This window comes from Azomonas macrocytogenes, from assembly GCF_014191985.1.
Taxonomy (GTDB): Bacteria; Pseudomonadota; Gammaproteobacteria; order Pseudomonadales; family Pseudomonadaceae; genus Azomonas; species Azomonas macrocytogenes.
In genome coordinates this window covers 51,535-76,792 of the sequence record NZ_JACHXI010000003.1, presented here as the reverse complement: position 1 = coordinate 76,792, position 25,258 = coordinate 51,535, and the positions used below count along the sequence as shown (strand labels likewise).

Annotated in this window: 20 protein-coding genes; 9 read left to right on the top strand and 11 right to left on the bottom strand. The window is 58.7% G+C overall.

The features are described from left to right. Positions 1-32 precede the first annotated feature (32 nt). Both motB and motA read right to left on the bottom strand, forming a co-directional pair. A complete protein-coding gene (motB, locus tag FHR87_RS04290) occupies positions 33-1,040 on the bottom strand; it encodes a flagellar motor protein MotB (RefSeq protein WP_183165490.1) in 1,008 nt (335 codons plus the stop codon). Between the two features lie 5 nt (positions 1,041-1,045). Further along, complete coding sequence (gene motA, locus FHR87_RS04285) at positions 1,046-1,897, bottom strand: flagellar motor stator protein MotA (RefSeq protein ID WP_183165489.1); 852 nt, start codon at positions 1,895-1,897, stop codon at positions 1,046-1,048. Between the two features lie 231 nt (positions 1,898-2,128). Between motA and rhdA the strand changes: the two genes are divergently transcribed. The 3 genes from rhdA to FHR87_RS04270 all read left to right on the top strand — a co-directional run bounded on the left by rhdA (position 2,129) and on the right by FHR87_RS04270 (position 6,047). Beyond that, complete coding sequence (gene rhdA / locus FHR87_RS04280) at positions 2,129-2,944, top strand: thiosulfate sulfurtransferase (RefSeq protein ID WP_183165488.1); 816 nt, start codon at positions 2,129-2,131, stop codon at positions 2,942-2,944. Between the two features lie 8 nt (positions 2,945-2,952). Continuing rightward, positions 2,953-3,813 carry an archaetidylserine decarboxylase gene (gene asd, locus FHR87_RS04275; protein ID WP_183165487.1) on the top strand — a complete coding sequence of 287 codons (861 nt, stop codon included), beginning with the start codon at positions 2,953-2,955 and terminating at the stop codon, positions 3,811-3,813. Between the two features lie 173 nt (positions 3,814-3,986). Beyond that, a complete protein-coding gene (locus tag FHR87_RS04270) occupies positions 3,987-6,047 on the top strand; it encodes an EAL domain-containing protein (RefSeq protein WP_183165675.1) in 2,061 nt (686 codons plus the stop codon). An 80-nt stretch (positions 6,048-6,127) separates the two neighbouring features. Here FHR87_RS04270 and serB read toward each other — a convergent pair whose 3' ends face one another. Next, positions 6,128-7,357: a phosphoserine phosphatase SerB gene (gene serB, locus FHR87_RS04265; protein ID WP_183165486.1), complete on the bottom strand. Its 1,230-nt coding sequence runs from the start codon at positions 7,355-7,357 to the stop codon at positions 6,128-6,130. 102 nt (positions 7,358-7,459) lie between these two features. Between serB and FHR87_RS04260 the strand changes: the two genes are divergently transcribed. After that, entirely contained in the window at positions 7,460-8,995 is a 1,536-nt protein-coding gene (locus FHR87_RS04260; protein WP_183165485.1) for a histidine kinase, read from the top strand. A gap of 25 nt (positions 8,996-9,020) precedes the next feature. On the opposite strand, the gene FHR87_RS04255 is transcribed toward FHR87_RS04260, so the two are convergent. The 8 genes from FHR87_RS04255 to FHR87_RS04220 all read right to left on the bottom strand — a co-directional run bounded on the left by FHR87_RS04255 (position 9,021) and on the right by FHR87_RS04220 (position 18,106). Then, on the bottom strand, positions 9,021-9,749 hold the full coding sequence (locus FHR87_RS04255) for a PqiC family protein (protein WP_183165484.1): 729 nt from the start codon (positions 9,747-9,749) through the stop codon (positions 9,021-9,023). 336 nt (positions 9,750-10,085) lie between these two features. Next, positions 10,086-12,338 (bottom strand): DNA topoisomerase IV subunit A, encoded by a 2,253-nt coding sequence (gene parC, locus FHR87_RS04250; protein ID WP_183165483.1) that lies wholly within the window; start codon positions 12,336-12,338, stop codon positions 10,086-10,088. 97 nt (positions 12,339-12,435) lie between these two features. Continuing rightward, the gene (locus FHR87_RS04245) at positions 12,436-13,422 is read right to left on the bottom strand and encodes an esterase-like activity of phytase family protein (RefSeq protein WP_338021220.1); all 987 of its coding nucleotides are present in this window, start codon (positions 13,420-13,422) and stop codon (positions 12,436-12,438) included. Beyond that, a complete protein-coding gene (gene parE / locus FHR87_RS04240; RefSeq protein WP_183165482.1) occupies positions 13,419-15,305 on the bottom strand; it encodes a DNA topoisomerase IV subunit B in 1,887 nt (628 codons plus the stop codon). The genes FHR87_RS04245 and parE overlap by 4 nt, the downstream gene beginning before the upstream one ends. 16 nt (positions 15,306-15,321) lie before the next feature. Further along, on the bottom strand, positions 15,322-15,942 hold the full coding sequence (locus tag FHR87_RS04235) for a YqiA/YcfP family alpha/beta fold hydrolase (RefSeq protein ID WP_183165481.1): 621 nt from the start codon (positions 15,940-15,942) through the stop codon (positions 15,322-15,324). Positions 15,943-16,027: 85 nt separating this feature from the next. Then, on the bottom strand, positions 16,028-16,843 hold the full coding sequence (gene cpdA / locus FHR87_RS04230; RefSeq protein ID WP_183165480.1) for a 3',5'-cyclic-AMP phosphodiesterase: 816 nt from the start codon (positions 16,841-16,843) through the stop codon (positions 16,028-16,030). Between the two features lie 202 nt (positions 16,844-17,045). Beyond that, on the bottom strand, positions 17,046-17,492 hold the full coding sequence (locus tag FHR87_RS04225; RefSeq protein ID WP_183165479.1) for a DUF1249 domain-containing protein: 447 nt from the start codon (positions 17,490-17,492) through the stop codon (positions 17,046-17,048). After that, positions 17,489-18,106, bottom strand: coding sequence for an NUDIX domain-containing protein (locus FHR87_RS04220; RefSeq protein WP_183165478.1), 618 nt, complete (start codon positions 18,104-18,106; stop codon positions 17,489-17,491). Before FHR87_RS04220 ends, FHR87_RS04225 begins: the two co-directional genes overlap by 4 nt. Before the next feature lie 218 nt (positions 18,107-18,324). Here FHR87_RS04220 and FHR87_RS04215 point away from each other — a divergent pair, with 218 nt between their 5' ends. From FHR87_RS04215 to FHR87_RS04195, 5 genes are all read left to right on the top strand, one after another. Continuing rightward, on the top strand, positions 18,325-19,083 hold the full coding sequence (locus FHR87_RS04215) for an RsiV family protein (protein WP_183165477.1): 759 nt from the start codon (positions 18,325-18,327) through the stop codon (positions 19,081-19,083). Between the two features lie 139 nt (positions 19,084-19,222). Beyond that, the gene (locus tag FHR87_RS04210) at positions 19,223-20,398 is read left to right on the top strand and encodes a glycosyltransferase family 4 protein (RefSeq protein WP_183165476.1); all 1,176 of its coding nucleotides are present in this window, start codon (positions 19,223-19,225) and stop codon (positions 20,396-20,398) included. Positions 20,399-20,596: 198 nt separating this feature from the next. Next, a complete protein-coding gene (locus FHR87_RS04205) occupies positions 20,597-21,391 on the top strand; it encodes an ABC transporter permease (RefSeq protein WP_183165475.1) in 795 nt (264 codons plus the stop codon). Next, entirely contained in the window at positions 21,388-22,605 is a 1,218-nt protein-coding gene (locus tag FHR87_RS04200) for an ABC transporter ATP-binding protein (RefSeq protein WP_183165474.1), read from the top strand. Before FHR87_RS04205 ends, FHR87_RS04200 begins: the two co-directional genes overlap by 4 nt. Positions 22,606-22,656: 51 nt before the next feature. Continuing rightward, entirely contained in the window at positions 22,657-25,182 is a 2,526-nt protein-coding gene (locus tag FHR87_RS04195) for a glycosyltransferase family 4 protein (protein ID WP_183165473.1), read from the top strand. The last annotated feature ends 76 nt before the right edge of the window (positions 25,183-25,258 follow it).

Here is a 25,258-nt window from a genome sequence, read left to right as displayed (position 1 = left end):
CAGAACGATTATCTCGTACCGCAGGCGCACGGCTATTGCTGCTCCTGCATATTCAGCACGCCATCCTCGAAGATGTCCAGTTGCTCCCGCAGTTGCGTCGCCGACAGTGGCCCGGCCTCTCCCGGTCGAACCGATCCCGCTGCGGGCTTGGCGGGAACGGCAGGAGACGGGTTGCCTGGCTGCAACGCATCCGGCCTGGATGAATCGCCTTCGATGGACTCCTGCGCCTTCTTGGTCAGCACCAGGATTTCGATGCGCCGGTTGGCTGCACTCAACGGATCCTGCCGATCGAACAGCACCGTGGATGAGTAGCCTACGACACGGGCGATCTGCGCATCCGGGTAACCACCGGCCACCAGCGTCCGGCGCGCAGCGTTGGCCCGGTTGGCAGACAGCTCCCAGTTGCCGAACTGGCCGTTGCCGGCATAGGGCTTGGCGTCCGTATGGCCACTGATACTGATCTTGTTCGCAACCCCTTTGAGGGTATCCACCATGGCCAGCAGAATGTCCTCGAAATAAGGCTGTAGCTGGGCACTGCCCAGCGCGAACATCGGCCGATTGGCCGCGTCGCGGATCTGGATCCGCAAGCCATCCCGGGAAATATCCATGAGAATCTGATCCTTGAACTTCTTCAGTTCAGGATCTTCGTTGATCTTGTTCTGCAATTCCTGCAAGACCAGATCCAGTCTTTCACGCTCGAGCCTTTCGGCAATGGCTTCGGCATTGCGTGTATCCAGCGACTGGCCCGTACTTGGCACATCGGCCTGCGGGTTGAGCGTACGATCCGGCGCGGGAACCGGCGTGCCACCCAGATCGATGACATAGGGCGAGCCGCTTTCGCTGAAGCCGATGGGGTCCTGGAAATAACCGGAAATCAGTTTCTTCTGCTCGGGAGTCGTCGCAGACATCAGCCAGAGCACCAGGAAGAAAGCCATCATCGCCGTAGCAAAATCGGCAAAGGCAATCTTCCAGGCGCCGCCATGGTGGCCTGCAGCATAGCGCTTGATACGTTTGACGATGATCGGTTGCGTATTGTCCATGGCCGTCAGTTGCCACGCATTGCCTGTTCGACATCACTGAAGCTCGGGCGGTGGGCTGGAAACAGCACCTTGCGCCCGAACTCCACCGCCAGCGTCGGCGGCATGCCCGAAGCGGAAGCCACCAGACTGGCCTTGATCGCCTCGTACAGATTGAGCTCCTCCCTGGCATCGTGCTCAAGGCAGGTCGCCAGGGGGCCGAAAAAGCCGTAGGCCGCCAGAATCCCCAGGAAGGTCCCCACCAATGCCGCCGCCACATGCACGCCCAGTTCGGCTTGTTCTACCTGACCGAGTAGCGCCATGGTTACCACGATCCCCAGTACCGCTGCGACGATGCCGAATCCGGGCAGGCCGTCGGCAATCCGCGTGACAGCGTGAGCAGGATGCTCCAACTCTTCCTTGAGGCTCGCAAGCTCCATGTCGAACAACCCCTCCAACTCGTGGGGAGCCATGTTGCCGGAAGACATGATGCGCAGGTAATCGCAGATGAAAGCCATCATCCGCTCGTCCTGCAGGATAGTGGGATATTTGCTGAAGATCGGGCTGGCCTTGGGGTCTTCGATATCCACTTCGATGGCCATCATGCCTTCGCGACGGCTTTTGTTGAGAATGTCGTAGATCAGTTTCAGCACCTCCAGATAAAAGGCATGGCTGAAACGGTGGCCGAACATTTTCAACGACTTCTTGAAGACCTGCATGAAAGTGCTGCCAGGATTGGCCTGCAGGAAAGCGCCAAGCGCAGCGCCGCCGATGATCATGACCTCGAAAGGCTGGATCAGCGCGCCAAGCTTGCCATGGGAAAGCACATAGCCGCCCAGCACCGCAGCGAATATGACGATGATGCCTATGATTTTTGCCATCCGGACTACCCGACTCGAACGATATCCCTGCGTTATCGGTCGCTGTGCGCCAGACTGAAGAGCATTCCGATGAAAAGCTGACCGAACGCCGCTATCGGCGAATCTCATGGGTAGCTTTTCGCCCGAATCGCGTAATGGCTCGAACGCGTCTTGAGCGATGGCGGCAAACTCCCGGCCCGATTTTTTAGCTACACTCCGATTACTTTCAGCAAGACTGAACAGAGGCCTGCCGTGTCCGTCTTTTCCGATCTGCCACTGGTTATCGAGCCTGCCGCCCTGGCCGAACGTCTCGATGCTCCCGAACTCATTCTTGTCGACCTGACCAGCGCTGCCCGCTACGCAGAAGGGCATATTCCCGGCGCACGTTTCGTCGACCCCAAGCAAACCCAGCTGGGCCAGCCTCCGGCACCCGGGCTGTTGCCCTCCCGGGAAAACCTCGAAGCGCTGTTCGGCGCCCTTGGCCATCGCCCCGAAGCCGTCTATGTCGTCTACGACGACGAAGGCGGCGGCTGGGCCGGACGCTTCATCTGGCTGCTGGACGTAATCGGCCACCGCCACTACCACTATCTGAACGGTGGGCTGCATGCCTGGCTCGCCGAAAATCGTCCACTCAGCCAGGAAGTCCCGCCTGCCGTGGCTTCCAGCGTACCGCTGACCCTGCACGAGCAGCCCACTGCGACCCGCGAATACCTGCAGACACGCCTCGGCGCCGCCGACCTGGCGATCTGGGATGCCCGCTCGCCACAGGAATACCGAGGGGAAAAGGTACTGGCCGCCCGCGGCGGACATGTCCCCGGTGCGATCAATTTCGAATGGACCGCCGGCATGGACCCGGCTCGCGCCATGCGCATCCGCACGGATATCGCACAACAGCTGCAAAGCCTCGGCATCACGCCGGACAAGGAAATCATCACCCACTGCCAGACGCACCACCGCTCGGGTTTCACCTACCTGGTGGCCAAGGCCCTCGGCTATCCACGAGTCAAGGGGTACGCCGGATCCTGGGGCGAATGGGGTAATATGGCCGACACACCCATCGAGCAATGACCCCCTGCATGAAAGATCGCTTGTTCATCCTCAGCCAATATGTGCTTCCCCACCACTTGATCTCGCGCCTGGTCGGCGGCCTGGCAGAATGCCGGGTACGCTGGCTGAAGAACATCCTCATCAGGGCATTCATCCGTTACTTCCGGGTAAACATGCATGAAGCCCTGATCGAGGATGCCGACGGCTACGAACACTTCAATGCCTTTTTCACCCGCCCCATGAAGGAAGATGCCCGACCGCTGGATCAAACGCCCGGCGCCGTCCTCAATCCTTGCGATGGCGCGATCAGCCAGATCGGCCGTATCGAGCAGGGGCGCATCTTCCAGGCCAAGGGACACAGTTTCGGCCTGACCGACCTGCTCGGCGGCGATCACCGACTCGCCGAGCCCTTCATGGGCGGCAGCTTCGCCACGATCTACCTGTCACCCAAGGATTACCACCGCGTACACATGCCATTGGCAGGCACGCTGCGCGAAATGGTCTACGTCCCTGGACGCATCTTCTCGGTCAACCAGGTGACCGCCGATAATGTCCCGGAACTGTTCGCCCGCAACGAACGAGTCGTCTGCCTATTCGATACCGAGCACGGCCCGATGGCCATGGTGCTGGTGGGGGCGATGATCGTCGCCAGCATCGAGACCGTCTGGGCCGGGCTGGTCACACCGCCCAGGCGCATCCTCAAAAGCGTCCGCTACGATGAAGCTGCACGAGCGCCGATTCACCTGGAAAAAGGCGCGGAGATGGGTCGCTTCAAGCTCGGTTCGACGGTCATTTTGCTATTCGGCGCCGAGCAAGTGGCCTGGGCCGAAAAACTGGCGACTCTCGAACCCGTCCGCATGGGCGAAGGCATGGGACATACCAGCCGGTGAAACAGGGTGCCTTGTGCCATGTCACCCCGAATTGCAGCGAACCGAAAGGCATGGCAAGAGACACCGATCACACCCTTGCCAGACAAGCTGGCAAGCCAGAGCGAAGGCTTTGACTCACTGCGCAAGTGCTTGTAGATTTCCGGCACCCATGGATTTTTCCGGCCAGGCGCGTAATTACCTTGGATAAAAAACCCCTGCGCCTGCTGATCGTCGAAGACTCTCAGAATGAGGCAGAGCGGCTGGCAGGCCTGTTTCGTAACGCCGGTTATGCAACCCGAGTACAGCGCTCGACTTCGGGAGCGGAACTGGAGCAGGCACTCCGGCAAGACTGGGATCTGATCCTCGTCACCAGCTGCGAGGATATCGCCGCTGCCGAGGCCATCCGCCAGGTCCGGCATGCCACACAAGAGACTCCGCTGATAGAACTTGCTGCCAGCAACGACCCCGAACTCATCACCGGTGCCTTGCTGCAAGGCGCGCAAGATGCGCTCCCCAGGGGAGAGGACGAACGTCTGATTCTGGTAGCCAACCGTGAACTGGCCAATCTGGCAGAATACCGGGCTCGTCACGCCGCCGAGCAAGCCTTGCAGGAAGCCAGGGCACGTTGCCAACTACTGCTGGAAAGCTCCGTAGATGCCATCGCCTATGTCCATGACGGCATGCATATCCATGCCAATCGCACCTATCTGGAGCTGTTCGGCCACCTGGATACCGAAGAACTGGCAGGCACGCCGGTAATTGACCTGATCGCGCCGGAAGCCCACCGGGAAATCAAGCAGCACCTGAAAAACCAGAGCGGCAAGCAAAATACCGGCGAGCTGGCGTGTGCCGTCATCAGGGCAGACGGTACCCGACCCACGGTCAGGATGCACTTTTCCTCGGCCCACTACGACGGCGAACCCTGCACTCAGATCGTGATTCGTCCGCATGCAGACAACGCAGCGACACTGGAAGAGCAACCGCCGACGATCGGCGACAAGCGGGATCCAGTAACCGACCTGCCTACTCGCAATGGTTTCATCGACGTGGCGCAACAAGCGCTTGCCCAGAATCACGCAATCACCCTGGCGCTCATTCGCATCGACCGCTTCTGCGCACTGCAGTCCAGAATCGGTATGCGCGATACCGATTCGCTGCTTGCTGCCCTGGCCGGGCTGTTGCGCAAGCATGTTCCCGAACAGATCTTGCTGGGCCGTTTCGGCGATGATCTGTTCTCTTTCCTGCAACCGGATACCTCCACCCGGCAGGCAGAGCCGATACTCAAGGAACTGCTGAAAAAGGTCGAAGGCCATCTCTTCGACATATCCGGCCGTACGATACAGATCACCCTGAGTATCGGCGTTGCCGGGCTGGACAAGACGAATACCTGCCTCCAGGAAGCCCTCGATCGTGCCTATCGCTGCTGTGATGAGGCGGCGGGAAATGCGCTCATGCGCTACGATCCGGCCCATGAGCTCGCGGCCGCAGCCAGTCGCGGCAACCTCCAGGCGATAGTCCAGCAGGCCCTGGAGAGCAACGCATTCCGCCTGCTCTTCCAGCCGATCATCAGCCTTCGTGGCGACGACGAGCGCGAACGCTACGAAGTACTGCTGCGCCTGATCAATCCGCAAGGAGATGAAATATCTCCGGCCGAATTCCTCGACGCAGCCAGTGAAACCGGCATGCTCACGACCATCGATCGCTGGGTAATCCGCCATTCGCTCCAGCATCTGGCAGAGCAGCTATCCAAGGGACATGACCCTCAGCTGTTTCTGCACCTATCCGGCGCCAGCCTGCAGGACCAGACGTTTCCGGGCTGGCTGGAAGATCAGTTGAACAATGTGCAACCGACTGCCTCATCACTGGTATTCCAGATAGACGAAGCAGATGCGACAACCTATCTCAGGCAAGTACAAACCCTGGTACAAAGCCTGGTGAAGCTCGGCTGCCGGATCACGCTGAGTCACTTCGGCCGGGAGTTCAATCCCTTCAATACCCTCAGGCACCTGCCGGTCGAATTCGTCAAAATCGATAGTGCCTACATACAGGACCTGGCGAACCCCGAGAACAAGGAAGCCTTGCAGAACCTGCTGGGCAGCCTGCATGAACAGGGCAAGCGGAGCATTGTTCCCTGCGTCGAAAGCGCTACCGTCCTGACTACGCTCTGGCAGTCCGGCGTCAACTACATCCAGGGATATTACCTACAGGAACCCAGTCATTCGATGAACTATGACTTCGGTGCCGAAAATCGATGACCGCCGGCCAGATCGGCCATACCTGTCGAAAGCCGCAAGCGCAAAGGCGAACCTGACCAACGGCAGGCCCGCCCACACGGTCATCGGCAGTCTTTATCGAAATCACGGTAGCGGTCCCGATACCCGAGCAGATAGAGAATACCGTCCAGCCCTCGCGTGGAAATCGCCTGCCTGGCCGACTGCCTGACCAGCGGCTTGGCCCGGAAGGCCACACCGAGCCCAGCCAATCCCAGCATCGGCAGGTCGTTGGCGCCGTCGCCGACGGCGACGGTCTGTTCCAGGCACAGGCCTTCCTGCTCCGCCAGTTTGCACAGCAAATCAGCCTTGCGCTGGGCATCGACAATCGGCTCCACGGCCACGCCAGTCAGCTTGCCATCGACGATTTGCAGCTCGTTGGAAAACACATAATCGATGCCCAGCTTCTGCTGCACCTGACGGGCAAAATAATTGAAGCCACCGGAAAGAATCGCCGTCTTGTAACCGAGCCGGCGCAGCTCGGCGAACAACAGCTCGGCGCCCTCGGTCAGCCGCAGGCTGGCCGCGACCTCGGCCAGGGCCGTCTCCGGCAGCCCTTTCAACAGAGCCAGGCGCTCCCTGAAACTGGCCTGGAAATCCAGCTCGCCGCGCATCGCCCGTTCGGTAATCGCCGCCACCTGCTCGCCGATACCGGCTACCTTGGCCAGCTCGTCGATCACTTCGGCCTCGATCAACGTCGAATCCATATCAAAGACGGCCAGGCGACGATTGCAGCGCAAGAGTGAATCGCTCTGGAAAGCGATATCGACCTGCGACTCCTGCGCCACCTGGAGGAATTCGGTCCGCATGGTCAGCGGATCGGCCGGTTCGCCGCACACCGTAAGCTCGACGCAGCCCGTGCGGCCGGCCTCGGCAGAGCCTGCGATCACGGGGCCGGACAGGCGCTCGATGCGCTCGATATGCAGGCCATGGCGGGTAGCCACAGCGCTGGCCTGCTGCAACTGTTCCGCCGTCATCTGCCGGGTCAGCAGCGTGATGATATGCCGAGACCTGCCTTGAGCATCCATCCATTGGCGGTAATCGGCAGCGGAAAACGGCGTGAAATGTGCCTGCATGCCCAATTCATGGGCGACACACAGCACTTTCTTCAGGAGTGGCGATTCGTCGATGCAGTCGGGAACTTCCGCCAGGATGGCGAGCGACGCAACCTTATGCAGTACCGTCTGGCCGACATCGAGGATGTTCGCCCGGGCCTCAGCCAGGATGCCAGTAATGGCTGCGGTCAGTTCGGGGCGATCCTCCCCGGTGATGTTAATCAGGACAATTTCGCGCAAGGCGCAACTCCCTTATTAAAAGCTGATGATTCTACCCGCTTTGCCAGCCACTGGCTGCTCGCTATACTGCAACGCAATCCCACTTCAAAAGAGCCACGCTCCATGAAGCGGCCCGCATCGGTCAGACCCGACAACATCATCCTCATGCCCTATCGTGCCCTGCGCCAACGGCGCCTACCGCTGGTTTTACGCATCGTTTGCCATACCCTGTTGCTGGTTGTGCTCGCCTTGCTCATCCATGCCTGGTCGATGGGCATGCAATTCAAGTACGCCATGCGCCAGCATGCCGATGCACTTGGCCAGAGTTTCTTGCAGCAGACGACGAACTCGGCCAGCGAACTGCTGGTCGCCAAGGATCTGCTGAGCCTGAACATCTTGCTGACCGATCTGGTGGAGAATCCGCTGGTGGCCCATGCGGCCATTCATGGCAAGGACAACCGCCTGCTCGCCGAAGCCGGCACCGTGACGCCCCGGCGGAGCATCCTGGGCGACGACAACCAGGGTTCGTATGCTGCGCCTATCGTCATCCAGGATGTGCCGGAAGGCCGCCTGAGCATCGATCTCGACATGCAGCAGTTCCAGCAACCGGTGACCGTCAGCGAGCAAAACTTGGGGCTACTCATGCTGGCTCTGCTGATTCTCTCGCTGTGGCTGAGCGTGCGCCTGGGGCGCAAGATCAGCATGCCGTTACTGCAGTTGCGCCTGTGGCTGCGCGATCCGAAGTATCCAGCACCGAGTACCGAACGCCAGGACGAGATAGGCGAACTAGCGCGCCAGCTGCAATTACGCCTGGCACCCGCGAAATCCGCGGCACGCCAGGATATCGAGCCGGATTTCGGCCAGGAAGAGATGTCGGCAACCGGCACTTCCGATAAAAACGACGAGCCACGGCACTCCCGTACGCAACAGTCGCATTCGCTGCGCGCCGAACAAACGCTCGACGAAGACGATCTGGATTTCGATCTGTCCGCCGCCGATATCGATCACCCCTCTTCGCCGGCCGGCCTGCGTGATACGACAGAACGAATCACTCCAACCACAGCAACAGCCCACCCTTCCGACAAAAGCGCCGTGCTGGCCGTGCGGCTCGTGGTCCAGGATCCGTCCGGGCATCTCGCCCGTACCCGGCAACTGGATCTGCTGCAACGTCATGCCGACTATCTGGAACAGGTCGCCCAACTCTATCGGGCCAAGCTGCATACCCTCAGAGATGGCAGCAGCCTGATGCTATTTCACCAGCGCGGCAATGAGCAGAACTACCTGACCCACGCCCTGTGCTGCGGTGAATTGTTGCGCTCGCTCAACCATGGCTTGCAGGCGGAAATGGGCATGAACAACGGAGTGACCCTGCAACTGCAGCTCGGGCTGACCCAGGGTGAAGGCCTGGGAGCCCTGAGCCAGATCGACCTGCTGCTCAGTGAGCCCGCGCAATCCGCACTGACACTGGCCCAGCACAGCCACAATCTGCTACTGGTGGAGCGTTTGGTAGCCGAGGACAGTCTGATTCGCCAGCGGGTACGCACCCGTCCCGTCGCCAAACCGACAGGTGCCTGCTGCGTCGAAAGCCTCTGCGACCCCTACCCCGGATTGCTGGAACGGCAGTTGGCGCACCTGCAGGAAGAACATTTGCGAGCCTGATGGATGGCCCGCTCGCGGGCCAGAATCAGAAACGAAAGACTTCCATATCGGTGCGAATCGGAACCGAAGCAGGTAGTTTGAATATCTTTTCCTTCTCTTTCTTGCGGGTGGCAGCCAGTGCCGCCTGCTCCTTTGCTGCTCTTGCCGCCCGTGCTTTCTCGGCCTCCAGCCTTGCTACCAGCGGTCGAGTAGAGCTGGCGATCTGATCGCTCAGTTGTTGCAGCAACAAACCCTGGGCATGCACCTGATCGCTCAGCGAGCCGTCATGGTTTTGCCGCAAGTGCAGAATCCGGCCGTTCTGCATCTCGCCCCGGCTGTCGAGCAAGCGCCACTGGGCTTCCAGCACGGCAGGCTGCTCAGGCCCCGAATCCAAGCGACTGATTTCCAGCGTTATCTGGAGTTCCGGCTTGAAGCCAGTATCGTCCGGGTACAGCACCAGGCGACTGCTGTCGAGATCGCTGGCCAGTTGGCGCAGTATCAACTGGGCCATGTCCTTTTGCAGATCCCCCGCCCAGCGGGCCTTATCGTTGACGACCAGCGTGCCATCTCCCTGACGCTGAACCAGCGTTTCCCGCTGTAGATAATCGGCTAGCTTGAAAGGGCCTAGCAGAACCTCCACGCCTGTTCCCGAGCGGGGCAGTTCTGTAGCGGTGGTTGGTTGCAGCTGATAAAGCTGCTCCTGCGGAAAAAATACGCACCCGGTCAAGCTGAATACACCAACAAGACCCATTACGGCCAGATGCGAAAAGCGCATGAGAAAATCACCATTGCTCGCCAAGAATGAAAGTTATTGGCACATGCTCGAAAGCTTTTCGAGGATTCGCGGCGAGGCCATGCTGAACAGCGTGTTCGCCTCGGGATATGGCTGGGCAACTTGTAGTGCCAAGACAACGTTACCAGTCAAGCCATATCAAGTAATTCGTTGATTATCCTGCTTCGGATTATGCCGGACCATCGAATTTTGTCGCTTGGTTTGTCCAGTGATCGGAACTTACTCCTGTATGGCCGGTCTATATCCAGCGGTCATACATTGATCATCAAGACAAGAAAGGCCGCCCGGAGCCTACCTGACCCTGGGCTTCGCTACCAGTCATAGATTCACTACCAAGGCATCCACGCGCTGGAAGCCTCGCGGCAGCTTGTTACCACGCCGCCCCCGCTCGCCCTGATAGTGTTCCAGGTCAGCGGGCTTGAGGGAGAGAACGCGCTTGCCGGCTTGCAAGGTCAGGGTCGCACCTTCGGCCAGTACAGCCAGATCGAGCAGGAATTCCTCGCGACCGGCCACCCGCTCACCCGTAACACCGATGATCTTGTTGCCTTTACCCTTGGCTAGTTGCGGCAGGTCGGCGATCCGGAACACCAAAAGCCGGCCATCGTTCGTGATGGCTGCCAGCCAATCCCGCTCAGGTTCGGCAACGAGCCTCGGTGCCATGACTCGAGCCCCTGCCGGCAGGCTCAGCAAGGCTTTGCCGGCCTTACTGCGTGCATGCAGATCCGCACCTCTGGCGATGAAGCCGTAGCCTGCATCGGAAGCAATCACGTAGAAAGCGTCGTCATCCGGCATCAGCACGCATTCGAAAGTGGCTCCCGGCGGTGGCGTCAGGCGCCCGGTGAGGGGTTCCCCCTGCCCCCTGGCCGAGGACAGCAAGTGCGCCGCCAGCGAGTAACTGCGCCCAGTGCTGTCAATGAAAACGGCCAACTGGTTCGAGCGCCCGGGCGCCGTACCCTTGAGCCCGTCTCCAGCCTTGTAGGAAAGCCCGGCAGCATCGATCTCGTGGCCCTTGGCGCAACGCACCCAGCCTTTTTCCGAGAGCACCACGGTCACAGGTTCAGCCGGCAACAGTTCGTTTTCCGCCAGTGCCCGCGCTTCGGTCCGCTCGACGATCGGTGAACGCCGGTCGTCGCCATAGGTTTTCGCGTCGTCCAGCAATTCCTTGCGCACCAGCTTCTTCAGCTTGAGCTCACTGCCGAGCAGCGCCAGCAGCTTTTCGCGCTCCTTGGCCAAGGCGTCCTGCTCGCCACGGATTTTCATTTCCTCCAAGCGTGCCAGCTGGCGCAAACGAGTATCGAGGATATAGTCAGCCTGGGTCTCGGTGAGACCGAAGGTCTGCATCAATACCGGCCTGGGCTGGTCTTCCGTACGAATGATGCGGATCACTTCATCGAGGTTGAGGAAGGCGATCAGCAAGCCCTCCAGCAGATGCAGGCGCCTTTCCACCTTGTCCAGGCGGAACTGCAGGCGCCGGCGCACGGTACCGATACGGTATTGCAGCCATTCGCCGAGCAGGGTGCGCAGATCCTTGACCTGCGGCTTGCCATCCAGGCCGATGACGTTGGTGTTGACCCGGTAGCTGGATTCCAAATCGGTGGTGGCGAACAGGTGTGGCATCAGTTCGTCGGCATCGACACGGTTGGAGCGCGGGATGATGACGATACGGCAGGGGTTCTCATGATCCGACTCGTCGCGCAAATCGGCTACCATCGGCAACTTCTTCGCCTGCATCTGCGCGGCGATCTGCTCCAGCACCTTGGCGCCGGAAACCTGATGCGGCAGCGCGGTGATGACGATATCGCCATCCTCTACCCGATAGACAGCCCGCATGCGTACTGAGCCACGTCCCGTCTGGTAGAGCTTCAGCAGATCGGCGCGCGGTGTGACGATTTCCGCTTCGGTGGGAAAATCCGGCCCCGGCATATGCTCGCAGAGCTGCGCCACCGTCGCCTGCGGTTCGTCCAGCAGACGTACGCAGGCTGCGGCCACTTCGCGCAGATTATGCGGTGGTACATCGGTAGCCATGCCCACCGCGATGCCGGTGGTACCGTTAAGCAGCAGATTCGGCAGGCGCGCCGGCAGAGTCGCCGGTTCATCCAGGGTGCCATCGAAATTGGCCGTCCAGTCCACCGTGCCCTGCCCCAGCTCGGCCAGCAGTACCTCGGAATAGCGTGACAGCCGCGCCTCGGTATAGCGCATGGCAGCGAACGATTTGGGATCGTCCGGCGCCCCCCAGTTACCCTGGCCGTCCACCAGCGGATAACGGTAGGAGAAGGGCTGGGCCATCAGCACCATCGCTTCATAGCAGGCCGAGTCGCCGTGCGGATGGTATTTGCCAAGCACATCGCCGACGGTGCGTGCCGACTTCTTGTGCTTGGCCTCGAAGTCCAGGCCCAGTTCACTCATGGCATAGATAATGCGCCGCTGCACTGGCTTGAGGCCATCACCGATATGCGGCAGGGCGCGATCCATGATCACGTACATGGAATAGTTGAGATAGGCCTGTTCGGTGAAGTCGGCAAGGGAGCGGCGCTCCACGCCTTCCAGGCTCAGCTGCGGAGATGGGCTCATGGTCGTTCCGTGGCGTATTGGCGCGATACCCGGGTACCGGCGCACAGGATGAATTCGATGGATTTCGCGGCACTCATGCCAGGCCTCGGCAAAAGGCTCACAGCCTGGCTCCCCAGCCGCCATCAGGCACGGCGAAGTGCCAGACTATCGGGCGATCTTCACCGTCGTTGCGCCTATTCTCATTGTTATCTACGCCGACCCAGGCCCCGTCGGCATCGATCCACAGAGCCTCGGCGCCATTGAATTCTGCGTAGCGGCGCGGTTCGGCCATGGCGGTATCGGCATAAGACCAGCAGCGCTCGGCGCGCCCCGTGCCGGCATCACGCCGGCAGACCAGGTGGGCCGCACGTTCTAAAGTGAATAGCTTGCCGCTGAAAAAAACCAGATCACTGAAGTCGGCTTGCCAGGAGGTCTTGCCCAAAATGGGCGGCGGTAACTGCCGCTTGCTCTCGGACAGCAGTACGCAACGGCCATGGCACTGCCAGCGATCACCCTGCCATTGCACCCGCAACAATCCACGCTGCTGGCGCTCGGCCGCCAGCCAGAGGCGCTCACCCTGCGGATCGATGGCGAGCCCTTCATACAGGGCGTTGAATGCCAGCAGCAGTTTCCTGGCCTGGGCTTGAGCAAGCAGGTAATCGGGCAATTCGAGCCATTCGGCATGCCCCGCCGGATCGACCCGTAGCACGCTAATATAGGCTTCGCTAAGCAGATAGCGGTTGCCCGCCGCATCGCAGGTGATTCCCTCCAGATCCAGCCAGCCGCCGCGGACGAAACCAGCAACCCAACTCAGCAGACGAATACGCCAGGACAGATCAGTAGCGGGCGGTGCCGGAGCAACGAAGGGTTCCGCCGTCGCCTGCCACAGGGTTTCTCGTGTATCCAGCCGGTAGAGGCGATCATCGTCCCGGTCCGACACGGCCATCAGAGTGCCGCCGCAAAGGGCCAGGCCGGACAGGTTGCCGCCAACCATGCCTGCCACAGGATGCTCATCAAGCAGCTTCAGCTCGGCGGGCGCTGTTGCGGCTGCGGCCGCCCAGAATGATGCGACCAGCAGACAGCAACATGCCAGTATCCGAATCACACCATGACCTCGGCCAGGTTGCCCTTGCTCTCGAGCCAGCTCTTGCGGTCACCGGCGCGCTTTTTGGCCAACAGCATGTCCATGATTTCGCGAGTCTGCTCGAAATCGTCCAGGGACAATTGCACCAGTCGCCGGGTGTTGGGGTCCATGGTGGTTTCGCGCAGTTGCAAGGGATTCATCTCGCCCAATCCTTTGAAGCGGGTGACCTGAGGCTTGCCGCGCTTTTTCTCGGCAAGAAGACGTTCAAGGATGCCGTCGCGCTCGGCTTTGTCCAGGGCGTAATGTACTTCCTTGCCTAGATCGATGCGGTAGAGGGGCGGCATGGCCACATGAACGTGCCCGGCCTCCACCAGCGGCCGGAAGTGCCGGACGAACAATGCGCAAAGCAACGTAGCGATGTGCAGCCCGTCGGAGTCGGCATCGGCCAGGATGCACACCTTGCCGTAGCGCAGTTGGGTAAGGTCACTGGAACCGGGATCGATCCCGACGGCCACGGCGATATCGTGTACTTCCTGGCTGGCCAGTACCTCGCCGCCATCCACTTCCCAGGTATTCAGGATCTTCCCGCGCAGCGGCATGATCGCCTGGAACTCCTTGTCGCGGGCCTGTTTGGCGCTGCCCCCGGCTGAATCCCCCTCGACCAGGAACAGCTCGGCGCGCAGCGGGTCCTGGCCGGCACAATCGGCCAGCTTGCCGGGCAACGCCGGCCCCTGGGTGATTTTCTTGCGCTCGACCTTCTTGCTCGCCTTGAGCCGGCGGCCGGCATTGCTGATGGCCAGCTCCGCCAGTTGCAAGCCGCGATCCGGGTTGGCATTGAGCCAGAGACTGAAAGCATCCTTGACCACCCCACCGACGAAGGCCGCCGCCTCGCGGGACGACAGGCGCTCCTTGGTCTGTCCGGAAAACTGCGGCTCCTGCATCTTCATCGACAGAACGAAGGCGATCCGCTCCCAGATATCTTCCGGTGCCAGCTTCACGCCGCGCGGCAGCAGATTGCGGAATTCGCAGAACTCGCGCATGGCATCCAGCAACCCCTGGCGCAAACCGTTGACATGGGTGCCACCCTGGGCAGTAGGGATCAGGTTGACGTAGCTTTCCTGCACTGCATCGCCACCTTCCGGCAGCCAGAGCAACGCCCAGTCCACCGCTTCCCGGCTGCCAGCCAGACTGCCGATGAAGGGCTCGTCTGGCAGACGGGCAAATTCTGCAACGGCTTCGGCCAGGTAGGAACGCAGGCCATCTTCGTAATGCCACTCGATTTTCTCGCCGCTGCCGCGATCCTCGAAACTGACCGAGAGACCGGGGCAGAGCACGGCCTTGGCCTTGAGCACATGCTTGAGGCGGCTGACGGAAAACTTCGGCGAATCGAAATACTTCGGGTCCGGCCAGAAGTGCACGCTGGTACCGGTGTTGCGCTTGCCGACAGTGCCGATGGTTTCCAGCTCGCTGGCCTTGAAGCCATCGGCGAACGCCATGCGGTATTCGCTGCCTTCGCGCTTGACGCGCACCTCTACGCGCGTGGATAGCGCGTTCACCACCGAGATGCCGACACCATGCAGGCCACCGGAAAACTGATAGTTCTTGTTGGAGAACTTGCCACCGGCGTGCAGCTTGGAGAGGATCAGCTCCACACCGGAAACGCCTTCTTCCGGATGAATGTCGACCGGCATGCCACGGCCATCATCGACGACCTCCAGCGAATTGTCCGGATGCAGGATCACCTGCACGGCGCTGGCGTGCCCGGCCAGCGCCTCGTCGACACTGTTGTCGATGACTTCCTGCGCCAGATGGTTCGGGCGGCTGGTGTCGGTGTACATTCCCGGACGCTTGCGTACCGGGTCGAGTCCGGAAAGGACTTCGATGGCTTCTGCGGTATAGGACATGGCGCCTCGTCGGTCCTTACAAAGCGGAAAAGTCGATAGCTCGCCAGAGCGACGGTGCGAAGCCGGCAAAGCTCAAAAGTAGCGGCAAGCGCTCGGCAAACCCTTGGAAAGCGTGGTCGCCGCCCTGCTCGATATGCAGCGTACAGCCCTGATAGAACGCCAGGGCCTCACGATAATCCAGCGTCTGGTCACCGGTCTGCAGCCAGACCTGGTAGCGTCTGGAGTCGCGGGGGGGAGCTATGGCCAGCGCAGCCAGGGCGGTCACATGCGCCTTGGTAAGCACCCAGCGTTCGCCAGTATGGTAATTGGTTTGTGGCCCCAGGCGTCCTTCAAACAGGTGCAGATGCGGGTTGACCGCCGGATTGATCAGCAATGCCTTCAAGCCATGGCGCTCGGCCAGCCAGGTCGCGTAGTAACCGCCTAGCGAGCTCCCAACCAGCAATGGCTGCCCCAGCTCGGCGATGCACGCCTGCAACTGGCCGATCGCCTGGCGCGGGCAGTTGTCCAGCGCGGGTGCCCGCCAATACTCCTCCAGCCCCAATCGCGCAAGCACAGCGCCGAGCTGGCGCGCCTTCAGCGAATGCGGCGAGCTGTTGAAGCCATGGATATAAAGGATGGAAGGCTGCGCGCTGGACATTGGACTCTGCGGGGCAACGGAAGCGGGAAGGCTACAGACCGGGGCCCGCAGCCGCAAGCGCAACGGACCAGCAGCAGGATATCGGTCAGTAACCTTTGATGTCCGCGCCGACCTGGAACTCGAACCCCGTAATCCGCGACACGCCCGTATCCAGGCGGCCATCTTCATACAGGCGTAGCCAGCGATACCCCGGTGCCTGGCTGGAAACCTGGAAAGTCTTGCTGCCCGGTTCGAACTGTACGCAAGTGGATGGCGAAGCGAGCAGGCGCAAGCCGTCGCGTACCTGGTCGAACGCTTGATGAATGTGCCCCCAGAGCAACACTCGAACCTGCGCATGGCGCGCCAGTATGTCGAAAAGAGCAGCAGCGTTACGCAGACCGAGCCTGTCCATCCAGCGGCTGCCGATAACGACGGGATGATGATGCAAGCAGACCAGGCAATGGCGCTCCGGCGCTTCGCCCAGCGTCTTGTCCAACAGTGCCAACTGAGCAGCGTGCAAGCGACCGAACACCTTGCCGGGTATCAGCGAGTCGAGCAGGACGATCCGCCAGTTGCCCAGATCCAGGACCGGATTCATCAACCCGGAACTTCGCGCGACTTCGTGCATGTTTTCCCGCTGGTCATGATTGCCGGGACACCAGCGCACCGGCGCCGCGATCCGCTCGCTCAACTGGCGAAAGTAACGATAGGAGTCTGTCGAACCATCCTGCGACAGATCCCCGGTCGCCAGCACCAAATCGATGCGTGAACGCTCTGCCAGCACCAGCTCAATCACTCGCTGCAGACTATCGTAGGTATCGAGCCCCAACAGTTGCCCCTGCGGCTCACCGAACAAATGGCTATCGGTAAGCTGCACCACCTCCAGCGCATGATCGACCCTTCCAATGGCCGAATCCGGCACAATGCTTCTCCCCAAAGATAACCAGTCGGACAAATTATTCCCGGGTGAATACGCTGGGTAAACAGGCCAGGCGGACGTGTGTCACATTTACAAACGTTCGCTCCGAAAAAATACGCTCACAGCAGTGTTGACTGAGCAATAGACCGGGGAAAAAGGGAATCGTCCAAATGGCTGGCTGAGCGCAGTAGTTTGCAACGACCGGCTAGATTACCGGCTCCAGCTCATGCCCGAACACCAGGCAGTGACTCAGCCATTCACCGAGGAAGAGATTGAGCTGGGTCTTCTCGTCCGGCTGGTACATCTGCACATTCGGATAGCGATAGAGCCCCTGCAGGCGACGGGCATTCTGCGCACTGATCACTTCGGCCATGTGCGCATCGTGATAGACGCGCACCTCCATCTTCGGCACCGGCAACCAGGACATGCAATGCTCGTGGCGCACTTGCAGCGTAGTGGTGTAGGGACAGGCTTCCAGCACCTCCAGCGCCAGCACACCCAACTGCAGGTCACCCTGACTGAGGGCGATGCGCCGCAACTCAGGCTTGTTACGCATGCCGGGTAACAGGCGCATCAGGTGCATATAATTGGCTTCGCAGGCGCACTGCAGCCCCAGCAGATCGACCCGATAGCGTTCACGAACCTGCTTCATGTCCAGGTTCTCCTCACTTCCTCGCGATTGAGCGCCAGCCACTGCAAGGCAATGATGCTCGCGGCGTTGGCGATGACGCCATCACGCACCGCCTGCAACGCCTGATCGAACGTCCAGACGTGGACGCGAATATCCTCGCCCTCCTCCTCCAGGCCAAATACACCACCAGCGCCGTCACTGTCGCAGCGGCCGACGAACAGGTGCACCTGTTCATTGCTGCCACCCGGCGAAGGAAAGTACACCGATACCGGCCACAGCGCGCTCAGCTCCAGCCCGGCCTCTTCGCTCGCCTCGCGATGGGCAACCGCTTCGGGTAGCTCGTCCTTGTCGATCAGTCCGGCCACCATCTCGATCATCCAGGGATTGTCTGTCTTGCCCAATGGACCGATCCGGAATTGCTCATTCAACACCACACAATCCCGAATGGGATCGTAGGGCAGCACGCAAACGGCATCATGGCGAACGAACACCTCGCGACTGATCGGCTTGCCCATGTCACCGTTGAACAGCCGGTGGCGCAGACGCAGAAGATCAAGACGATAAAAACCGCTGAAGCATTCTTCGCGTTGCAGAATTTGTACATCGTCCGCAGCAGGCTTGAAGGTATCGCTCATGGGTACTCGCTTTTTGTAATTGCGCCAAAACAGCGCACAGGCAATTGAGACAATAGCCGTTCTGGAACAAGCGGCCTGTCGGTATCATCCTAGCGCGCTACCCGCTCCGGTGCAGCCCCGTCGATCAAGCGATTTACCTCGAAACACTTGACCGGTCCGCTGCGAAGCGGAAGGATCACTGCTACTCAAACTCGTTTTTCCGATTCAAGGCAAGCCCCATGCCATCGAGGCCATCAAGAAATCTCGCCGGAACGGCCGTTCTGGCAATCATCACCCTGCTCAGTGCCTGCCAGAGCCTGACCCCGGAAGATCCCCCTCCCGTCGAGTTCCGCCGCAGCCTCGTCGAAAAGAAAAAAGACGGCTGCCAGGATGATAACTGCGCGCTGGTGAACCTGGACCTGCTGCAGTTCCCCACCGAACCGGCACTAGACCGGCTGATCGACGAGCGCCTGCGCAGCATGACCCGCTATGCCCCGGAAGACCCGATCCCGGCGACCCTGACGGTCTACCAGAACGGCTTCCTGACCAGCGCCGAACCCGGCTGGGGCAGTTGGCTGCAAGCCAAAGTACGCGACTGGCATGGCCAGGTACTGGTGATCGAACTCTCCAGCTACCTGTTCGAAGGCGGCGCCCACGGCCACCCCGGCCGCGGCTTCATCAACTATCAACTGGAACAGAATCGCGAACTGAAACTGCAGGACATGCTGGTTCCCGGCACAGAAGGCAAATTTTGGCGCATCGTCCAGCAAGCCCACCGCGAATGGGTACGGAAAAACCATGCCGACCAGGCACTTACCTTCCTGGAAACCTGGCCCTTCCAGCGCACGCTCAACATCGCCCTGCTGCGCAACCATGTGCAGCTCAAATACGACGTCGCCACCATCGCCCCCTACGCCGACGGCCACCCGGAGCTGAACATCCCCTACGCGAAGCTGGAAGGCGTGATACGGTCGGAATATAGGGGGGGGGATGGCTAAGCAGCTTCATCAAACCTCGGCCATGTACGCATACACTGCAAGCCGTCATACCATGCGAACCATTGCGCTTGATGATAAACCGATACACCTATAACAAAGACGTACTTCGAAGCCTGCCCCGCTCACAACCCGGCCATTTATGAAAATCCTGCTCAATACCGAATCCCTGCTTCCTCCCTTGACAGGCATCGGCAACTACACACTCAACCTGCTGCGCTGCCTGTGTGAAGAGAACGAAATCGAAGCTATCGATTGTTTCTCCCTGGGCGCCTTCAGCCCGGCCCGGGAAACCCTGGCCCGCTACGCTGCACAAGATCGGAAAACCTCAGCTCGCCCGACAGGCCTGCCCCAGGCGCGTCTGCGTACCTTCATTCGCGGGCTACCCTTGGCTTACCGCACGCGAACCTGGCTATATGACCTCAAACTGCATAGCCGGGCGTACCGCTACCGAACCCACGTTTATCATGAGCCGAACTTTATCCTCAAGAACCACGCTGGGCCGAGCGTCGCCACCATCCATGACCTGTCCTTCATTCATTATCCCCAGCACCACCCGGCAGAACGGGTTGCCTGGATGAAACGGCAACTGCCGCGCACCTTGGCGCGTGCCGATCTGCTGATCACACCCTCCGAAACGATTCGCCAGGAATTGATAGCCGATCACGGCGTCGCCGCAAACCGGGTACGCGCCATCTACCATGGTGCTGCCGACTGCTTCCGGCCGCACGCCCCTGAACAGAGCCAGCCGATCCTGCAACGCTACGGCCTCGAACACGACCGCTACCTGTTGTTCGTTGCCAGCCTGGAACCCCGTAAGGGTGTGGATGTGTTGCTGGATGCCTGGTGCGCACTGCCCGATGCACTGCGCCGCACCTGGCCACTGGTGCTGGCTGGCGCACCCGGCTGGAAAAACCGGGAGCTACTGAAACGCATCGAGCGCCTACAAGTCAGCCACGGTCTGCGTCGTCTGAACTTCGTCCCCAGTGAAGATCTGCCTGCCCTGTACGCCGGTGCCAGCGTATTCGTCTATCCGGCGCTGTATGAAGGCTTCGGCCTGCCGGTACTCGAAGCCATGCAATCCGGCGTACCGGTAATCAGCACCAACGAAACCAGTATGGCTGAGTTTGCCGGGGACAGCATTTCACTGGTCGAGCCAGGTAACCGCGAACAATTAACCGAACACCTGCAAGCCCTACTGGAAAACGATGCCCACCGGAATACTCTGGCAGTTGCCGGACTGCGTCATTCGCGGAATTTTTCCTGGAAACGTTGCGCCCGGGAAACGCTCGACGTCTATCGAGCGATAGTTAGCTAAAGACGCAAGAAGCAAAAATCCGTGCCACGTATTGCGTATCATGTTGTCAGTAGCCGGCAAGTTGCACCACAAGCTCATCGCAGCAGTGGATACCTGCGGAACAAATTCGTGCTTTCGCAAAAAGCTCATGCCCCACAAAGGCAGTGAAGAAGGCTTTGGCGGATTGCCCGAATCACACCGCCTCAGCCAGGAGTAAAAATGTTCGGTATGTTGAGATGCCTCTGGGACTACAGAGGCTTCGTCATTTCATCCATTGGCAACGAGTTTGCTGCCCGCTTCGCTCGCAGTCGCCTCGGCGGTCTGTGGATGATCATCCACCCACTGAGCCAAGTGGCGATCTATGCCCTGATTCTCTCCAATGTACTGGCGGCCAAATTGCCGGGAATCGACAATAAATACGCCTACGCGCTTTATCTGATGGCCGGCATGCTGGCCTGGAACCTCTTTTCCGAGATCATCAGTCGCTGCCTGACGTTGTTCATCGAACAAGGCAACCTGATGAAGAAGATGCTCTTTCCACGGATTACTCTACCTGTAATCGTGATGGGCTCCGCCCTGCTCAACAACCTACTGCTGTTTATCGCCATGCTGGTGGTATTTGCCCTGCTCGGCCAAACACCGAATTTGCAAATGGTCTGGCTGCTGCCACTGACCTTGGCCGTAGTAGCACTGGCCATGGGCATCGGTCTAATCCTTGGCGTGCTCAATGTTTTCGTACGTGATATTGGCCAGGTCGTACCTATCCTGCTGCAGATATGGTTCTGGTTCACCCCTGTCGTCTATCCGGTCACCATCATTCCTGAAGAACTCAAGAGCGCAGTGAACGCCAATCCCATGTATTCCATAGTCAGTGCCTACCACGACATCCTGGTCTACGGCAAGGTGCCGGATTTGCAACAAGTCACCATTACCGTCCTCGTGGCGATCGGCCTGATGCTGCTCGGCCTTTTCATGTTCCGCCGTGCCGCACCGGAAATGGTGGACGCCCTATGAGCCTGTTGGTGGTCAATAATCTGGGCAAGGCCTACTGTAGCTACAGCTCGGAATGGCAGCGCATCGCGCGCTGGTTCTATTTACCGGTCAAACCTCAGGAAGAGCACTGGACTCTCAAGCACATCAGCTTCTCCATCGAACCGGGCGAAGCCATCGGTATCGTCGGTCAGAACGGTGCTGGCAAATCCACTCTGCTGAAAATGATCACCGGCACTTTGCAGCCCACCGAAGGCAGCGTACAGATCAACGGACGCATCGCCGCCATCCTCGAACTGGGCATGGGCTTCAACCCAGAGCTCACCGGTCGGCAGAACGTTCATTACGCCGCGGGATTGATGGGCTTCAAGGCCGAACAGATCGAACAGGCCATGCCGGAAATCGAAGCCTTCGCCGAAATCGGCGAATACTTCGACGAGCCTGTACGCACCTACTCCAGTGGCATGCAAATGCGGGTAGCCTTTTCGGTGGCGACCGCTTTCCGTCCAGAAATCCTGATCGTCGATGAAGCGCTATCCGTAGGCGATAGCTATTTTCAGCACAAGAGTTTCAACCGCATCCGCGAGTTTCAGGAACAGGGTACGACACTGCTGATCGTTTCCCATGATCGCGGCTCGATCCAGTCGCTCTGCAATCGTGCACTTCTTCTGGAACACGGCAGTATCATCAAGGATGGCGCCCCTGAAGAAGTGATGGATTTCTACAATGCCATCATTGCTGAGAAGGAAAATACCAAGGTCCAAGCCCGGCAACTGGAAGACGGCAGCGTACAAACTCGCTCCGGCACGGGAGAAGCCAGCATTGAATCGGTCGGCCTATATAATGCCAAGGCCGAGCCGATCGAATTTGTATCGGTGGGAGAACCTGTTTCGCTGCGCATCATCACCCGTATCAATAGCGATATCCCTGAGTTGGTAATGGGCTATATGATCAAGGACCGGCTTGGTCAGCCGGTTTTCGGCACCAATACCCATCACCTGGGTTGCAAACTCGAAAGCTTGCGCGCCGGAGAAACGCTTGAATACCGCTTCAGTTTTCCAGCCAACCTAGGCGTCGGCTCCTATTCAATCGCAGTGGCCTTGCATACCACTGACATCCACATCTCCTGCAATTATGAATGGTGCGATCTGGCATTGGTCTTCAATGTGATCAATGCCTCAAAGACACCATTCGTTGGCCTGGCCTGGATTCCTCCGACCGTAGAGTGCTATCGATAGCCAGCACAGCTCGCTCTGGCAAACGATCTTTTTGAAGAGGCCGTGAAATGAATGCGATTTAGCACTCAACAAACTGGCCGTGATACCAGCCTGCATGCAGCAGAATCTCGGGAGTTGAAAGAGAAGTTGGGTACCTCGATATCAAGAAAGAACCCGATCAACGTTCTTTATCTGGATCTTTCGGCCACGCACCGTAACGATTTGAAAACCGGCATAGAGCGTGTCGCTCGGGCACTAACTATTGCACTGATAGAAAACCCACCAACTGGATACCGAGTCGAACCGGTTTATCTGGACAAGAAAGGTTGTGCCTGGCGCTATTTTTACGCAAGGCGTTATACAGCCGAGATGCTTGGTATTGCCTCGAATGTTCTTGAAGATGAAATAACTCACCCTGCATGCGGCGATATTGTATTGGGGTTGGACATATCCGGGGGGCTGCTTATCGATGCTTCGCGAGAAGGTTTTTTCGACGGCTTGCGCGCGAAAGGTGTTCAAGTCTATTTCATGGTGTATGACCTGCTCCCGCTATCACATCCGCATACCTTTCCTCCAGGAGCAGATACAGGGCATGCACGCTGGCTGTCTGCTGTTGCAGCCATGGACGGAGCCGTATGCATCACACAGTCGGTTGCCAATAAGCTGCATGCCTGGTGCTCACAACATGTCAAAAGAAACGGGCACCCGTTTCACGTGATAGCTGTCCACCTTGGTGCCGATATAAATAATTCCGCGCCAACCAAAGGGCTTCCTGAAGATGCATTGGGCGTGCTGGACGCATGCAGGGTACGACCAACATTTCTCATGGTCGGTACCATCGAGCCACGCAAAGGTTACCTGTTTGTGCTGGATGCCTTCACACAGCTTTGGCGTGCAGGGGTGGATATCAACCTGATCATCGTCGGCAAGGAAGGCTGGATAGGGCTTCCCGATGAAATGCGCAGAACCATTCCCCAAACTATCGAATGCCTGCACTCACACCCAGAGCGGGAGAAACGGCTTTTCTGGCTTGAAGGCATCAGTGATGAGTACCTGGAGCAGATATATGCTACCGCTACCTGTCTGATTGCCGCCTCCGAAGACGAAGGATTCGGGCTGCCGCTCATCGAAGCGGCACAGCATAATCTGCCCATCATTGCCCGAAATATTCAGGTTTTTAGAGAAATTGCCGGAGAGTGTGCCTACTATTTTCAAGAAGCAGATTCGACAGAATTCGGCCACAAGATCAGGGAGTGGCTGGAGCTGTATCGCCGAAGCGCTCATCCACTATCTAGAAATATGCAATGGATTACCTGGAGCGAAAGTGCGAGAAAAATTTTTTCCGCCATTTTTCACGCAGCCAGGAGCGACGAAACAGAAAGTAGGGTTGATCCCTGGGTACTGTCCGAAAACAGACGAGCCAAGATTTTTGTCGATATATCCGTCGTTTACAAAAATGACTTCCAGACCGGAATTCAGCGTGTTGTCAGGGCGATACTCGCAGCTCTGCTGGAGGATCAAGAGGATTCTTTTGAGATCATTCCGGTCTATCTCGAACATGAGAATGCAAGATGGCGCTATGAAAAAGCCTATATCTCCTTGCAGCATGGAGAACTGGTTGCTGATAGTAACCAACCATCTTGTGAAATAGACTTTTCAGCAAGAGACATCCTGCTCTGTCTGGATCTTGCAGGTGGCTATGTGGTGCCTGCCTCTCGACAAGGTTTATACCGCCGCATAAGAGAAAAAGGGGCGGCCGTATATTTCGTTGTTTACGATTTGTTACCGGTCAGATTGCCGATTTTTTTTGCAGAAAAAGACATAGCCGGGTATCTCGACTGGCTCGGCGTTACATCGGAAAACAACGGTGTCTTATGCATATCGCAAGCTGTTGCAGTCAACTATCGACACTGGTTCGAAATGCTTCCTGCCATTTTAAAAGGAGAAAAATTCAAGATTTCCTTTTTCCATCTTGGCGCGGATTTAATCAAATCTTCTCCTAGTCGCGGATTACCGGATGACTGGGCAGAGAAAATAGACTTGATAAGTCATCGGCCATGCTTCCTATCGGTAGGAACCATAGAACCGCGTAAGCAATATCCACAAATCCTGTCAGCGTTTGAAATGCTGTGGGAGACTGGCTCCGATCTGACCTGGGTCATTGTAGGGAAGGAAGGCTGGATGATGTCCGATTTTTGTACGAAATTGGCGGTCCATCCAGAGCACGGCCAGCGTCTTTTATGGCTCGGCGGTGTCAGTGACGAATTTCTGGAAAAGCTCTATACCGCCTCGAATTGCCTGATCGCCGCTTCCGAAGACGAAGGCTTTGGCCTGCCCTTGACTGAAGCTGCTCGCTACAAATTGCCCATCATTGCTCGTGATATTCCAGTATTCCAAGAGGTCGCCGGCGAACATGCCTATTATTTCAAGGGGCTGGCGGCGGAAGACTTGGCAAGAGCAATCGCCGACTGGTTGTGTTTGTACAGAGAAGGACGGCACCCATCTTCCGAAAATATGTCTTGGCTAACGTGGAGGGAAAGTGCGGAACAGCTCAAGCGTGCCCTACTCGATTTTCAACTCGATGCAGAGAAAGCCTGAATGCTCCAATACCGAAAAAGAGCTTCTTTTCCGCCAGGAATCTCCACGCGGATTGTGCGACAGCAAGACCGTATAG